This is a genomic window from Agromyces sp. NPDC058136, assembly GCF_042884375.1.
GTDB lineage: Bacteria > Actinomycetota > Actinomycetes > Actinomycetales > Microbacteriaceae > Agromyces.
The window spans coordinates 423,181-436,341 of the sequence record NZ_JBHVUA010000003.1 but is presented as its reverse complement, the minus strand read 5'-3'; the positions used below and the strand labels follow the sequence as shown (position 1 = coordinate 436,341).

General features: G+C 72.1%; 16 protein-coding genes. 9 read left to right on the top strand and 7 right to left on the bottom strand.

What is annotated here, in order from left to right:
• Positions 1–83: 83 nt before the first annotated feature.
• Positions 84–572, top strand: a complete 489-nt coding sequence (gene idi, locus ACFVTX_RS11535) for an isopentenyl-diphosphate Delta-isomerase (protein WP_386900411.1) — start codon at positions 84–86, stop codon at positions 570–572.
• A 79-nt stretch (positions 573–651) separates the two neighbouring features.
• Here the strand turns inward: idi and ACFVTX_RS11530 are convergent, their stop codons facing one another.
• Together ACFVTX_RS11530 and ACFVTX_RS11525 are read right to left on the bottom strand one after the other, a co-directional pair.
• Positions 652–1,320 carry a TrmH family RNA methyltransferase gene (locus ACFVTX_RS11530; protein ID WP_386900152.1) on the bottom strand — a complete coding sequence of 223 codons (669 nt, stop codon included), beginning with the start codon at positions 1,318–1,320 and terminating at the stop codon, positions 652–654.
• Positions 1,321–1,357: 37 nt separating this feature from the next.
• Positions 1,358–1,657, bottom strand: coding sequence for a hypothetical protein (locus tag ACFVTX_RS11525; RefSeq protein WP_386900151.1), 300 nt, complete (start codon positions 1,655–1,657; stop codon positions 1,358–1,360).
• Between the two features lie 86 nt (positions 1,658–1,743).
• Between ACFVTX_RS11525 and ACFVTX_RS11520 the strand changes: the two genes are divergently transcribed.
• The 5 genes from ACFVTX_RS11520 to ACFVTX_RS11500 all read left to right on the top strand — a co-directional run bounded on the left by ACFVTX_RS11520 (position 1,744) and on the right by ACFVTX_RS11500 (position 7,310).
• Positions 1,744–3,165 carry an Nramp family divalent metal transporter gene (locus ACFVTX_RS11520; protein ID WP_386900149.1) on the top strand — a complete coding sequence of 474 codons (1,422 nt, stop codon included), beginning with the start codon at positions 1,744–1,746 and terminating at the stop codon, positions 3,163–3,165.
• Between the two features lie 141 nt (positions 3,166–3,306).
• On the top strand, positions 3,307–4,647 hold the full coding sequence (locus ACFVTX_RS11515) for an ATP-binding protein (protein WP_386900147.1): 1,341 nt from the start codon (positions 3,307–3,309) through the stop codon (positions 4,645–4,647).
• Between the two features lie 36 nt (positions 4,648–4,683).
• Positions 4,684–5,409 (top strand): metal-dependent transcriptional regulator, encoded by a 726-nt coding sequence (locus ACFVTX_RS11510; RefSeq protein WP_386900146.1) that lies wholly within the window; start codon positions 4,684–4,686, stop codon positions 5,407–5,409.
• Complete coding sequence (locus ACFVTX_RS11505) at positions 5,409–5,837, top strand: RidA family protein (protein WP_386900145.1); 429 nt, start codon at positions 5,409–5,411, stop codon at positions 5,835–5,837. Before ACFVTX_RS11510 ends, ACFVTX_RS11505 begins: the two co-directional genes overlap by 1 nt.
• Before the next feature lie 111 nt (positions 5,838–5,948).
• Positions 5,949–7,310, top strand: a complete 1,362-nt coding sequence (locus tag ACFVTX_RS11500; protein ID WP_386900143.1) for a serine hydrolase domain-containing protein — start codon at positions 5,949–5,951, stop codon at positions 7,308–7,310.
• A gap of 21 nt (positions 7,311–7,331) precedes the next feature.
• Here ACFVTX_RS11500 and ACFVTX_RS11495 read toward each other — a convergent pair whose 3' ends face one another.
• Positions 7,332–7,514, bottom strand: coding sequence for a hypothetical protein (locus ACFVTX_RS11495; protein WP_386900141.1), 183 nt, complete (start codon positions 7,512–7,514; stop codon positions 7,332–7,334).
• Between the two features lie 123 nt (positions 7,515–7,637).
• On the opposite strand from ACFVTX_RS11495, the gene ACFVTX_RS11490 reads away from it, so the two are divergent.
• The gene (locus ACFVTX_RS11490; RefSeq protein ID WP_386900139.1) at positions 7,638–8,435 is read left to right on the top strand and encodes an HAD-IIA family hydrolase; all 798 of its coding nucleotides are present in this window, start codon (positions 7,638–7,640) and stop codon (positions 8,433–8,435) included.
• A 39-nt stretch (positions 8,436–8,474) separates the two neighbouring features.
• The gene (locus ACFVTX_RS11485; RefSeq protein WP_386900136.1) at positions 8,475–8,954 is read left to right on the top strand and encodes a hypothetical protein; all 480 of its coding nucleotides are present in this window, start codon (positions 8,475–8,477) and stop codon (positions 8,952–8,954) included.
• Between the two features lie 36 nt (positions 8,955–8,990).
• On the opposite strand, the gene ACFVTX_RS11480 is transcribed toward ACFVTX_RS11485, so the two are convergent.
• The gene (locus tag ACFVTX_RS11480; RefSeq protein WP_386900134.1) at positions 8,991–9,998 is read right to left on the bottom strand and encodes an aldo/keto reductase; all 1,008 of its coding nucleotides are present in this window, start codon (positions 9,996–9,998) and stop codon (positions 8,991–8,993) included.
• 109 nt (positions 9,999–10,107) lie between these two features.
• On the opposite strand from ACFVTX_RS11480, the gene ACFVTX_RS11475 reads away from it, so the two are divergent.
• Entirely contained in the window at positions 10,108–11,574 is a 1,467-nt protein-coding gene (locus tag ACFVTX_RS11475) for a PLP-dependent aminotransferase family protein (RefSeq protein WP_386900133.1), read from the top strand.
• Positions 11,575–11,603: 29 nt separating this feature from the next.
• Here ACFVTX_RS11475 and ACFVTX_RS11470 read toward each other — a convergent pair whose 3' ends face one another.
• The 3 genes from ACFVTX_RS11470 to ACFVTX_RS11460 are packed head-to-tail and all read right to left on the bottom strand — an operon-like array spanning position 11,604 to position 13,086.
• The gene (locus ACFVTX_RS11470) at positions 11,604–11,783 is read right to left on the bottom strand and encodes a hypothetical protein (RefSeq protein ID WP_386900131.1); all 180 of its coding nucleotides are present in this window, start codon (positions 11,781–11,783) and stop codon (positions 11,604–11,606) included.
• Positions 11,784–11,823: 40 nt separating this feature from the next.
• A complete protein-coding gene (locus ACFVTX_RS11465; RefSeq protein ID WP_386900129.1) occupies positions 11,824–12,528 on the bottom strand; it encodes an NUDIX hydrolase in 705 nt (234 codons plus the stop codon).
• Positions 12,529–12,561: 33 nt separating this feature from the next.
• Complete coding sequence (locus ACFVTX_RS11460) at positions 12,562–13,086, bottom strand: redoxin domain-containing protein (protein ID WP_386900127.1); 525 nt, start codon at positions 13,084–13,086, stop codon at positions 12,562–12,564.
• Positions 13,087–13,161: the final 75 nt, after the last annotated feature.

The following is a 13,161-nucleotide window of genomic DNA, read 5'->3' as shown; positions in this document are numbered from 1 at the left end:
GGTCGGTCGCGACCCGGCCGGATGCCACAGCCGCCCCCGAACTCGTCGTGCTGCTCGACGGGGCGGGCGAGGAGATCGGCACGATGGAGAAGTCCCTCGTGCACGGCGCCGACACTCCCCTGCATCTCGCGTTCTCCTGCTACGCCTTCGACCCGCAGGGCCGCCTGCTCCTCACCCGTCGCGCGCTCGCAAAGCAGACCTGGCCCGCCGTGTGGACGAACACGGCCTGCGGCCACCCCGCCCCCGGCGAGGCCCCCGAGGCCGCGGTCCGGCGGCGCCTCCGCACCGAGCTCGGCCTCGAGGTCGCGCCCGAGTCGGTGCGGCTCGCGCTACCCGACTTCCGCTACCGCGCGGTGGACGCGAGCGGCATCGTCGAGCACGAGATCTGCCCGGTGTACGTGGTCGCCCTCCGGGTCGACGCGCACCCCGAGCCCGACCCGGCCGAGGTCATGGAGTGGCGCTGGGTCGACCCCGACGCGCTCGCCCGCACGGCCGAGGCCGCACCGTACCTGCTCAGCCCGTGGAGCGTGCTGCAGTTGCGCGAGCTCTTCCCGGCCCCGGCGGTCGAGTAGCGAAGCGACTCGAAACCCCGCGCGAGGGTCTCGATACGCTCGCTGCGCTCGCTACTCGACCGACGGAGGGCCGCGCTCGCTACTCGACCGACGGAGGCGCTGCGTGCGTCAGGATCCACGAGTGCATCGCGATCGCCGCCGCGGCGCTCGCGTTGAGCGAGCGGGTCGAGCCGAACTGGCTGATCTCGACGAGGGCGTCGGCCGCCGCCGCGGCCTCCTCCGAGAGGCCCGGCCCCTCCTGCCCGAAGAGCAGCACGCAGCGCTCGGGCCACGCGAACGCCTCGATCGGCACCGCGCCCTCGAGGTTGTCGAGGGCGATCACGGGCAGCGACTGCTCATGCGCCCAGCGGGCGAACTCCGCGACATCCGCGTGGTACTGCACGTGCTGGTAGCGGTCGGTGACCATCGCGCCCCGCTTGTTCCAGCGGCGGCGACCGATGATGTGCACGGTGTCGGCCGCGAAGGCGTTGGCGCTGCGCACGATCGACCCGATGTTCATGTCGTGCTGCCAGTTCTCGATCGCGACGTGGAACCCGTGCCGCCGCTCGTCGAGGTCGGCGACGATCGCCTCCATGCGCCAGTAGCGGTAGCGGTCGATGACGTTGCGGGTGTCGCCGGCGGCGAGCAGCTCGGGGTCGTAGCGGGGGTCGTCGGGCCACTCGGCCTCGCCGCCCGGCCAGGGGCCGACGCCGTGCTGCGGCAGCGTCGCCTCGGGTTCGGATGCCTCGGGGCCGACCTCGTCACTCACCCCTCAACGCTACCCGTGCACGTCGCGGGCGTGGGCGTCAGCGCCGGCGGAACGGCCAGAACCCGCGCCGGGGCGGCGTGATCGCGTCGGCAGCGCCGGTGGCGTTGACGTGCCCCGCGCTCGGTGTCGCGCGCGGCGCGTCCGTGGCCGGGTCGTCGACCGCCTCGTCGTCCATCGCGACGTCGTCGGGGTCGCCTGCGAAGCCGAGTCGCCCAGCCGGCTCGGCCTCCTCGAGCGGCGGGCGGCCGGCCTCGACCCAGCGGAGGTAGAGCGCGTAAGGATCGTCGTCCGCTCCGGGCGACGCCTCTTCGGACCGCGAGCGGGTTCGCCCGAACATTCCACGTAGCATCTTGCTCTCCCCTGCTCAACGATACGCGACTCCGACCGCTTTTCGGTGCGCCGAAATATTGCTACGGTTTCGGTATGCCGAAAACTCTCGACGACGAGGCCGCCGCCGCTCCCGCCCCGAACGCAGCCGACACCGCCGGCCGGCGATCGCGCGATGCATCCGTGCCCCGCGTCGCCTGGCTGATCGGCCCCGCGCTCGTCGCGGGCGTCGCCTACCTCGACCCCGGCAACGTCGCGAGCAACATGACGGCGGGCGCCCAATACGGGTACCTGCTCGTCTGGGTCGTCGTGCTCGGCAACGTCATGGCGTGGCTCATCCAGTACCTGTCGGCGAAGCTCGGCATCGTCACCGGCCGCAGCCTCCCCGAGGTCCTCGGCGGGCGGATCCGCAACCGCTGGGGTCGTCGCGCCTACTGGCTGCAGGCCGAGCTCGTGGCCATGGCCACCGACCTCGCCGAGGTCATCGGCGGCGCGGTCGCCCTCAACCTCCTCTTCGGCGTCCCGCTCATCTGGGGCGGGCTCATCACCGGCGCCGTCTCGATCGGGCTGCTCGTGCTGCAGTCGAAGCGCGGGCCGCGCACCTTCGAGTTCGTCATCATCGGACTCCTCGCGATCATCGCGATCGGCTTCACCGTCGGCGTCTTCGTCGCCCCGCCCGACCCCGCCGGGCTCCTCGGCGGGCTCGTGCCGCGCTTCGCCGACGCGAACTCGGTGCTGCTCGCGGCATCCATTCTCGGCGCGACGATCATGCCGCACGCGATCTACGCGCACTCCGCGCTCTCGCGCGACCGCTTCGCGACGCGGCGCGGCGAGCAGGCGAAGGCCGCCGAGCAGGCACCCGGCTCCGCAGCCGCGCCCCGCCGGGCCGCCTGGCACGGCTTCGGCATCCGCCGCGGCACCGACGCAGCGCCCGAACTCGCCCCAGGCACCGCGACCCACGTCTCGACCGACGTCCTCGTGCGTGCCACCCGGTGGGACGTCTCGATCGCGATGGCGATCGCCGGCACGGTCAACCTCTGCATCCTGCTGCTCGCCGCGGTGAACCTCGCGGGCGTCGAGGGCACCGACAGCCTCGAGGGCGCCTACGCCGCACTCGGCACCGCGCTCGGGCCCGTCATCGCCACGCTCTTCGCGGTCGGCCTGCTCGCCTCGGGGCTCGCCTCGACCTCGGTCGGGGCGTACGCCGGGGCCGAGATCATGTACGGGCTGCTGCACGTGCGCGTGCCCCTGATCCTGCGCCGGCTCGTGACGCTCGTCCCGGCACTCGTGATCCTCTGGCTCGGCTTCGACCCGACCCTCTCGCTCGTGCTCAGCCAGGTCGTGCTGTCGTTCGGCATCCCGTTCGCGCTCATCCCGCTCGTCTCGCTCACCGCGAAGGCCGGGGTGCTCGGCCGCTGGCGCAACCACTGGGCGACGACCGCCGCGGGCATCGCAGCCTCGGTGTTCCTCATCACGCTGAACGGCGTGCTGCTCTGGCTGGTGTTCACCGGCGCGTGACCGCCGGGCGCCCCGCAGAACTGCCGCAGAACTTTCCGTCGTGGAAACTCTTGCAAGAGTTTCCTCCGCGGAGCGCGTCACACGAGCCTCCCGCGGCCGGCCGTCTCCTACGCTGCTGAAACCCCACGGACGGAGAACCCCATGACCGGCTGGCGACTGCGCGAGTTCCACAACGACGACCTCGACGGCATCCTGCACCTCTGGGAGGCGCAGCGGCAGTCGTCGCACGAACCGGTCTACGACCTCAGCGAGGTCATCGCCTCGTGCCAGAAGGACCACGCGGTCGTCGCCGTGCACGCCGACGAGATCATCGGCGCCGCCGTCGCGCGGGCCGCGCACGACCAGGGCTGGGTGGTGTTCTTCGCGATCGCCGAGGACTGGCGCGGCCGCGGGATCGGCTCGGCGATGCTCGCCGCGCTCGAGAAGCGCATGGCGCCGCACGGCCTCACCAAGCTGTCGGCGCTCATCCCCGAGAACGAGAGCCGGGTCGACGCCTTCGCGAACCAGGGCTTCGAGCTCAAGCACCAGCTGCGGTACTTCGAGCGCCGCATCCCGGTGCATCGGCAGGAGCTCAGCTCGCTCGCCGAGCTCGGCGGGCGACTGCTGCCGCGCACCCTGTGGGAGTCGGTCGCGGGCATGCGCAGCGAGAAGGAGATCCTCGAGCAGCGGCTCGTGCTGCCGCTCGCCGAGCCCGACCTCGCCGAGCGCTACGGCGTGGTGCCGCCCCGCGCGGTCGTGCTGTTCGGCCCGCCCGGCACGGGCAAGACGACCTTCGCGAAGGCGATCGCCTCGCGGCTCGAGTGGTCGTTCGTCGAGGTGTTCCCGTCGCGGCTCGCCGCTGAGCCGGGCGGGCTCGCGGGGGCGCTCCGCGACACCTTCACGAAGATCGCCGAGCTCGAGCACGCCGTCGTCTTCATCGACGAGGTCGAGGAGATCGCGGCGCAGCGTTCGGGCGAGCCGCCGTCGCCGCTGCAGGGGGTCACGAACGAGCTGCTGAAGATCATCCCCGCGTTCCGCGAGCAGCCGGGGCGACTGCTCGTGTGCGCGACGAACTTCATCAGAGCCCTCGACAGCGCGTTCCTCAGGCACGGGCGGTTCGACTACGTCATCCCGATCGGCCTGCCCGACGACGACGCGCGGCTCGCGATCTGGCAGCGCTACGTGCCCGAGCAGGTGGTCGACGCCGTCGACCTCGACCTCCTCGTCGAGCGCACCGCCGGGTTCTCGCCCGCCGACATCGAGTTCGCCGCGCGCAGCGCCTCGCAACGGGCGTTCGAGACGGCGGTGCGCGACGGGGCGGTGGGCGCTTTCGGTTCGGATGCCTCGGGCGCACCCGCGAGCGACTCCGGCGCCGAGGCATCCCGCCCCGCCGGGCCGAGCACCGAGGACTACCTCGAGGCGATCGGCGCGACCCGCACGACGGTCTCCCCCGAGACGACCGCCGCGTTCCTCGAGGACATCGAGCGCCTCGCCCGCGTGTGAGGATCGCCGGAAGCGCGCGCGGCTAGGCTGGGCGCGATGCCGAGCAGCAAGAATCCCGCGATCGAGGACTACCTGAAGACGGTGTACTCCCACACCGAGTGGCAGCCCGACCCCATCACGCCGAAGGTGCTCGCCGACAAGCTCGGCGTCGCCCCGTCGAGCGTCACCGAGATGGTGAAGAAGATGGCGGCGCAGGGGCTCGTGGCGCACGTCCCGTACGGGCCGCTGCGACTCACCGACGAGGGGCGCGAGCGCGCGCTCGCGGTGGTGCGGCGGCACCGGCTCATCGAGACGTGGCTCGTGCGCGAGATGGGTTACGCATGGGACGAGGTGCACGACGAGGCCGAGGTGCTCGAGCACGCCCTGAGCGACCGCCTGCTCGAGACCATCGACGTGCGGCTCGGCCGACCGTCGCGCGATCCGCACGGCGACGCGATCCCCGCGGCCGACGGCAGCCTCGTCGTCGAGCCGTTCGTGCGGCTCGACGAGGCGCCCGCCGGGCACCGCGGCCGAGTGCTGCGCATCCGCGACCGCGACCCCGAGATGCTGCGCTCGCTCGCCGCGTCGGGCGTCGCGCCCGGTGTCGAGATCGAGGTCGAGCGGGCGGATGCCACGGGCCCGCACCTGCGCGTCTCCCCCGACCCGACTCGGACCGCGAAGGGCGGCGACGCCGCGCGCGGCGGGTCGCCCGCGGCATCCGCCCCGTCGACCGCGATCGTGCTGACGGCCGAGACCGCCGCCGAGATCTGGGTGACCGGCTGATGCGACCCGCCGGCCCGACGGCTCCCACCGCCGTCACCCTCGTCCGCTCCGAGTCGCTCTTCACCGGGGTGCCGTACGCCTACGCGGCGACCGCGCCGGCCGATGCGCGCTTCGTCTTCCTCGCGGGCGTGTGCCCGCTGAACGCCGACGGCACGACCGCCGGCGTCGGCGACATCGCCGCTCAGGCCGCGAAATGCGTCGAGAATCTGCGCACCGCACTCGCCGACGCGGGCGCTGGGCTGATCGACGTCATCAGCACACGCGTGCTCGTCGCCTCGACCGATCGGGCCGACCTCGGCATCGCGTGGGAGGTCGTGCACGACGCATTCGGCGAGCACGAGGTGCCGAGCACCCTGCTCGGCGTCACGGTGCTCGGGTGGGAACACCAACTCGTCGAGCTCGAGGCCGTCGCCGCCGTTCGCGACTGAGGGGCGACCGTCGCACGGCGATCGTCGAAGGTGCACATCGATCGACCCGTTCCGCCGTGGATTTCCCCAGTTGTTGACGGGAAACGGTTGCAGCACTGTTAGCATCCCGCGGTGCGCATTCTCCGCAGGACACTGGTCGTCCTCCTCGTCGTCGTGCTGCTCCTCGTCGCAGGGGCGGTGGCCGTGTACTGGTGGCAGCGCCCGATGCTGCTCACCGGCACGGGGTACGCCGCGCACAACGCGTGCGCCGTGACCGAGGTCGCCGGCCGCGACGACCCGGCGAGCGACCTGCCCGACAACCCGCTCGTGCCGTACCTGCAGACCGACATCGACCACGACGAGGGCGTCACGACGGGCTCGCTGTTCGGCGTGCTCGCCGCGCAGAAGGCCTGGTACACGCCCGGCTTCGGGTGCACGCTCGCGGGCGAGGCACCTGAGCTCGGCGAAGCGTCGACGGTGACGAGCGAGGGCAACCCCTTCACGGATGCCACGGCGCCCGCGCCGTCCGCCGAGCTCGACGCGGCCCTCGCCGCCGCCTTCGGCGATGAGCTCTCCGAGGCCGACCGAGCGGCGCTCGGCACCCGCGGCGTGGTGATCGTGAAGGGCGGCGAACTCGTCGCCGAACGGTACGCGCACGGCTTCGACGCCGAGACGCCGCAGCTCGGCTGGTCGATGTCGAAGAGCGCGACGAGCCTCATCACCGGCATGCTGGCGCAGCAGGGCGAGATCGCCCTCGACGACGCGGGTCTTCGCCCCGAGTGGAGCGACGAGCGCGCCGACATCACCGTCGAGCAGTTGCTGCGCATGTCGAGCGGCCTCGAGTGGGACGAGACGTACGACCTCGACACCCCGATCACGCAGATGCTCTACAACGAGCCCGACATGGCCGGCTACGTCGCGAGCCTCCCCCTCGAGTCGGCGCCGGGCACGGTGCAGGAGTACTCGAGCGGGTCGACGACGCTGCTCTGCGGGGTCCTCGCGGAGCGCACGGGCCTCGGCGCCGACCTGCCCCGGCAGACGCTGCTCGGTGCGCTGGGGCTGTCGTCGGCGGTGTTCGAGCCCGACGCCGCGGGCACCCCGGTGTGCTCGTCGTACCTGTGGGCGACGCCGCGCGACTGGGCGGCGATCGGCCAGTTCGCCCTGCAGAACGGCGAGTGGAACGGCGAGCAGCTGCTGCCCGCCGACTGGATGGCGAAGAGCCTCGAGGTGCTGCCGGTCGAGTCGACCGACGACCCCGGTTACGGCATGGGCTGGCGCGTCAACGTGCTCGCCGACGGCAGCCTGCGCTGGCCCGAACTGCCCGCGGACACGTTCTACGCGAGCGGTCACGACGGCCAGAAGGTGCTCGTCGTCCCCTCGGAGCAGCTCGTCGTGGTGCGCATGGGCTTCACCCCCGAGGTCGACGACGAGCCGAGCGAGGTGCAGCTCGTCGCCGACGCCATCGCGGCGCTCGGCGCGGGCGCGGCTGGTTAGGGGCGCGGCCTCGCCGCGGGCTCACCCGATGTAGCCGTCGCGGCGCCCCTGCTCCCTGAGCTGCTCCGCCTCCGCCCTCGCCTGGTCGCGCCAAGGCTCCGCCGGGAGTCGTCTCCCGCGCGCCCGCACGATCAGGAGCACGACGACCGAGATGACGGCGATCCCGACGATGCCGCCGAGTCCGATCCAGAACGTCCCGTCCATGGCACGCTCCCTCCTCGATAGGCGTCACGATAGTCCTCCCTCTCAGGCGCGGCCACTGCGGGCGACTCGCGACGGTCACCCCGGCGACGCGGCCCGGTCACGTGGGCGGCCTAGGCTTGACCCATGGGACGACGTGATGAAGTCGAGTGCTGGCTGACCGACATGGACGGCGTGCTCGTGCACGAGAACCACGCCCTGCCGGGCGCCGCCGAGCTGCTGCAGCAGTGGGAGGACGCGGGCACCCCGTACCTCGTGCTCACGAACAACTCCATCTTCACGGCGCGCGACCTCTCGGCGCGGCTGCGTTCGAGCGGGCTCAACGTGCCCGAAGACCGCATCTGGACCTCGGCGCTCGCGACCGCCGACTTCCTCAAGCAGCAGCTGCCGGGCGGCTCGGCGTTCGTGATCGGCGAGGCGGGCATCCTCACGGCCCTGCACGACGCCGGCTACATCATGACCGAGACGAACCCCGACTTCGTCGTCGTCGGTGAGACCCGCAACTACTCGTTCGAGGCGATCACCAAGGCGATCCGCTTGATCGACCGGGGTGCACGCTTCATCGTCACGAATCCGGATGCTACGGGCCCGAGCGCCGACGGCCCGCTGCCCGCGACCGGGGCGATCGCCGCGCTCATCACGAAGGCGACCGGCAAGGAGCCCTACGTCGTCGGCAAGCCGAACCCGATGATGTTCCGCTCGGCGCTCAACAAGATCGGCGCGCACTCCGAGAACACGGCCATGATCGGCGACCGCATGGACACCGACATCGTCGCGGGCATCGAGGCGGGCCTGCACACCGTGCTCGTGCTCACCGGCATCAGCGACCAGGCCGAGATCGAGAAGTACCCGTTCCGGCCCGACGAGATCCTGTCGGGCGTCGCCGAGCTCGTGCACAGCGTTCCCGCCGAGACCGAACTCTGACCAGGCCTTCCGAACCGCATCTCCCGAAGGGGCATCCTCATGATCGAACTGACCGACATCGACCTCGACGAGGACGGCGAGCTCAGCGCCGTCGTCGCCCTCCCCGGTGACCGCCAGGTGGCCGTGCTCTTCGCCCTCGACGACGACGAGCAACTCGAGAGCGACGTGATGCTCGTCACCGCGCAGCGCGCGCTGACGCCGCTCACGGCCGAGCAGCTCGATCGCCTCGAGCAGGAGATCGTGCGCGAGCTCGTCGACTCCGAGTTCGAGGGCGGCGAGCAGACGGCGAGCGACGACGACTACACCGAGCTGGCCGACGAGCTCGAGCTGCAGGGTGCGATCGTCTCGAGCGACGCGACCCTCGTACTCGTCTACGAGGCGCCCACGCAGTACGCAGGGCTCGTCATCTACGCCCAGCTCGACGAGGGGCTCGAGATCGAGGTGCTGAGCGTCGCCGACACCGACGAGGGCGACGACAGCGATGACGACGATGAAGAAGAGGTCGAGCAGGGCGACTGACGCCCCACCCGACCGCACCGCCGCCGACGCCGAGGCCTATGCCGCGAGCGGCGCCTCCTCGGGGTCGGCGTCGAGCCGTGCCCGCACCTCGGGGTCGAGGTCGAGCTCGGCGGCGCCGAGCACCTCCTCGAGCTGCGCGACGCTCGACGGACCGGCCACGGGGATGACGGGCACCTCGCGCCCGAGCAGCCACGCGATCGCGACCTGGTTGGGCGTCGCGCCGATCTCGCGGGCGACCTCGCGCAGGAGCGCGATGCGCGCATGCGTCGTGGGGTGGTTCACGCCGCCCCAGAGCTTCTTGTCGTTCCGCGTGAACGCCCCCTGGTGCAGCGGCGAATAGGCGGTCACCGCGAGCGGCGGGCGGCCGTCGACCCCGGTGGATGCCGCGTACGAGAGCAGCTCGGGCGTCACGAAGTTCTGCCGTCCGAGCTTCGGCGCCGGGTAGACGTAGCTGTACTGCTGCTGCACGAGGCCGTACGGTGCGATGCCCTGGCGGATCGCCTCCTCGCGCGCCTCGACGATGCGCCAGAGCGCGACGTTCGAGATGCCCGCGACGCCGACGAGCCCCTCCTCCTGCAGTGCGCCGAAGGCGCCGACGGTCTCTGCGAGCGGGGTCTCGAGGTCGTCGACGTGCCCGTAGACGACGTCGAGGTGGTCGAGCCCGAGATGCTTCGCGCTCTCGCGGGCCTCCCAGTCGATCGTCGCCGCCCCGAGCCCCTGGAAGTTCGTCGGCGGCGTGTTCGAGAGCGGCAGCGTCGGGTCGGCCTTGGCGGCGCCGAGCTTCGTGGCGATGCGCAGCCGGTCGCGCACCCCGCGACTCCGCAGCCATCGACCGAGCAGGTCTTCGCTGTCGCGGCCGTAGCCGCCGTCCCAGAAGCTGTAGTTGTTGGCGGTGTCGATGAAGGTCCCGCCGGCCTCGACGAAGCGGTCGAGGATCGCGAACGAGGTCGCCTCGTCGATCTTGGTGCCCATCTGCATCGTGCCGAGGCAGATCGTCGAGACGTCGAAGCTCGTGCGGCCGTTGCCGATCGTGCGGTATCGCATGGGATGTTCCTCCGTTGGTGTGGCTGACGTGTCGAGCGTAGGAACAGATCGGTACGGGCATACACTCCAATCAGTCACGACAAGGCCAGACCAATTGAGAGGGGATCGGATGCCTCGCTCCCGCCCCGCACCGGGCCCCTCCCTCGCGTGGGAGACCCTCCTCGACCTCGGCTCGGGGCCCGCGCCGCTGCGTGAACGACTCGAACGGGCCCTCCGCGAGGCCGTCGCCGACGGGCGGGCTCCTGCGGGGTCGGCGCTGCCGCCGAGCCGTGCCCTCGCCGAGACCCTCGGCGTCTCGCGGTGGGTGGTCACCGAGGCGTACGGGCAGCTCGTCGCCGAGGGGTTCCTCGAGGCCACCGTCGGCTCCGGCACGCGGGTTCCTCCTCCCCCCGGTGGTCGAGGAGCGAGCGACGCAGGAGCACGCGTCTCGAGACCCCACACCGACGTCTCGACCCCCGCGCTGCGCGGCGAATACCGGCGCCCGCCCTACGATCTCGGCCCGGGCGTCGCCGACCTCCGGCACGCGCCGCGATCGCGCTGGGCGGCGGCCGTGCGGCGCGCCCTCGAACTGCTGCCCGACGCCGAGCTCGCGGTCGTCGATCGGCTGGGACATCCGAGCGCCAGAACCGCCGTCGCCGACTACCTCGCGCGTTCGCGCCATGCCGTCGCCGCGCCCGACGACGTCGTGATCACGCACAGCGCGAGCGACGGCATGACCGCCGTGGTCGCGGGGCTCCGTGCGGCCGGGCACCGTGCGCTCCTCGTCGAGGACCCGAGCTGGTCGCGCCTGCGCGAGATCGCCGCCGCAGCCGGACTCACCCCGGTGCCCGTACCCGTCGACCGCGACGGCGTCGACGTCGATCGACTCCTCGCCGCCGCGGCCCGAACGGGCGCGCGCGCCGCGCTCGTCACCCCCGCGCATCAGTTCCCCCTGGGTGCCGCACTGTCACCAAGTCGGCGCGAAGCGATCGTGCGGTGGGTGCGCGAGGTCGACGGGGTGCTCATCGAAGACGACTACGACGCCGAGTTCCGCTACGACCGCCGCCCGATCGCCGCACTGCAGAGCCTCGCTCCCGAGCACGTCGTGCTCGTCGGCTCGCTGTCGAAGTCGATGGCGCAGGCGTACGGACTCGGCTGGGCGATCGCGCCCGCGGCGCTGCGCGAGCGAGCGCGGTTCGCCGGAGGGCCGCGACCGTCGACCCTCGAGCAGGCGGCGCTCGCGCAGTTCATCGAGTCGGGCGATCTCGAGCGGCACCTGCGGGCGGCGCGCGGGCGCTTCAAGCGGCGGCGCACCGCCCTGCTCGCCGCCCTCGACCGCGAGCTGCCCGGGCTCGAGGTCACGGGCATCGCGGCGGGCATGCACGCGGTGCTCGCGCTGCCCCCGGGCGTGCGGGCGAACGACGTGGTCGGGGCCGCCGCGCGACTCGGCGTCGCGGTCTCGGACCTCGCCCGATACCGGGCGACCGCCGCGGCGCCGTCGCACGAGGCACTCGTCCTCGGCTACGGCAACCTCTCCGATGCGGTCGTCGACGAGGCCGTCGCACGGCTCGCCCGCGTCATCCGCTCACTCGAGTGACCAGGACGGCGTCCGTCGGCGCCTCGGCCTCAGAACGATGACCAGGATCCGCCGCGCGCCTTGCCGCGCTCGGCGTCGATGATGCCGTCGGAGACGTCGCGGTTGCGCCCGCGCATCTTCTCGGCGCCACGCCGATACGAGAACGCCCACTGCGTCACGACCCACACCACCACGATGAGGCCGATCAGCACCCATCCGGTCCAATCCATGGCGTCACCTCCCCGTCGATGGTCGGATTCTACGCGCCGCTCAAGGCGTGAGCTCGAACTCGTTCCGCTCGTCCCACGGCTCGGCCCAGCCGAGACGGTCGAGCATCCGATCGAGCACGAGCCCGGTGAAGCCCCACACGAGGTGCCGCTGCCCCTCGATCGTCGGCACGAAGCCCGGCCCGCGCCATTCGTCGTCGCCGCGCCGGGCGACCGTCGTGTACCGGTTCGCCGGGTTCACGAGGTCGGCGACCGGCGTGCGGAACACCGCCGACGACTCGGCGACGTCGACCACCCCGACCGGCGAGGGAGCCCGCCACCAGCCGAGCACCGGCGTGACGAGGTGACCCGAGTAGGGCACCGGGATCGACGGCAGCACGCCGAGCACCTCGACACCGGCCGGGTCGAGTCCAGTCTCCTCGCGCGCCTCGCGGAGCGCCGCGTCGACAGCCCCGCCGTCACCCGGGTCGACCCGTCCGCCGGGGAACGCGACCTGCCCGGCGTGCGAGCGCAGCGTCTCCGCCCGGGCGAGGAGCAGCACATCGAGGTCCCGCGAGACCGCGCGGTCCTGCGCGGCGTGGTCGCTCGGCAGCGCATCGAGCACGCCGAACAGGATGAGCACCGCCGCGTCGCGGAAGTCGACGTCTCCGAAGCGGTCGTCGTTCGGCCAGTCGGCGAAGAGCGTCGTGTCGCGCGCGAGCGCGGCCAGTTCGTCGCGGGCGGCCCCGCCCGCGTCAGCTGCAGTCACCCTCCCGAGGCTACCCCCGCAGCGACCGTCTGCTCAGCTTTCCGATCCCCCCGCGGGCGCATGCTCCCCCGTCTTGTCGACGTCGGGCATCGAGTCGATCGGCGGCAGGGCCTCGACCGCCCGCATGATCGCGGTGCGGTCGTAGGCACCCGTCGGCAGCGTCGATCCGAGCGCGTATCGCACGAGTCCGGCGGCGTCGATCAGCAGGGTTCCCGATTGCCGCATCGCCCCGAAGACACGGCGCGTGAGCCCGACCTCCTCGTGCGCCGTGCCCGACGCGCCGGTCACGACCGCGAAGGGGATGCCTCGCCGCAGCCGCCAGGCCTCGGCCTCGTCTGGCCCCTCTGGCACGACGAGGAGCACGCTCATGCCGCGTGCGGCGAGCTCGTCGGCGTGCCGCTCGAGATCACGGACGTGCGCGTTGCAGATCGGGCAGCTCGCGGTTCGCATGAAGAAGACGAGCAGCCCGCCCGCCCCGATGCGGTCGCGGAGGCGCTGCGGCCGGCCCGAGCTGTCGAGCAGGGCGAGGTTCGGAATGGGGGTGCCGACGCTGATCATGTTCGCTCCATCCAATTAATAAGGTTGCCTGATCGACAGGCTACCTGATTAAGTTCCGCTCGACTACCGTTGAGG

Bases quoted from the DNA above. Each gene is read 5' to 3' on its own strand.
- idi (WP_386900411.1), top strand. From the start codon at position 84: ATGGAGAAGTCCCTCGTGCACGGCGCCGACACTCCCCTGCATCTCGCG.
- ACFVTX_RS11525 (WP_386900151.1), bottom strand. From the start codon at position 1,657: ATGTTCGGGCGAACCCGCTCGCGGTCCGAAGAGGCGTCGCCCGGAGCG.
- ACFVTX_RS11520 (WP_386900149.1), top strand. From the start codon at position 1,744: ATGCCGAAAACTCTCGACGACGAGGCCGCCGCCGCTCCCGCCCCGAAC.
- ACFVTX_RS11515 (WP_386900147.1), top strand. From the start codon at position 3,307: ATGACCGGCTGGCGACTGCGCGAGTTCCACAACGACGACCTCGACGGC.
- ACFVTX_RS11510 (WP_386900146.1), top strand. From the start codon at position 4,684: ATGCCGAGCAGCAAGAATCCCGCGATCGAGGACTACCTGAAGACGGTG.
- ACFVTX_RS11505 (WP_386900145.1), top strand. From the start codon at position 5,409: ATGCGACCCGCCGGCCCGACGGCTCCCACCGCCGTCACCCTCGTCCGC.
- ACFVTX_RS11495 (WP_386900141.1), bottom strand. From the start codon at position 7,514: ATGGACGGGACGTTCTGGATCGGACTCGGCGGCATCGTCGGGATCGCC.
- ACFVTX_RS11490 (WP_386900139.1), top strand. From the start codon at position 7,638: ATGGGACGACGTGATGAAGTCGAGTGCTGGCTGACCGACATGGACGGC.
- ACFVTX_RS11485 (WP_386900136.1), top strand. From the start codon at position 8,475: ATGATCGAACTGACCGACATCGACCTCGACGAGGACGGCGAGCTCAGC.
- ACFVTX_RS11480 (WP_386900134.1), bottom strand. From the start codon at position 9,998: ATGCGATACCGCACGATCGGCAACGGCCGCACGAGCTTCGACGTCTCG.
- ACFVTX_RS11475 (WP_386900133.1), top strand. From the start codon at position 10,108: ATGCCTCGCTCCCGCCCCGCACCGGGCCCCTCCCTCGCGTGGGAGACC.
- ACFVTX_RS11470 (WP_386900131.1), bottom strand. From the start codon at position 11,783: ATGGATTGGACCGGATGGGTGCTGATCGGCCTCATCGTGGTGGTGTGG.
- ACFVTX_RS11460 (WP_386900127.1), bottom strand. From the start codon at position 13,086: ATGATCAGCGTCGGCACCCCCATTCCGAACCTCGCCCTGCTCGACAGC.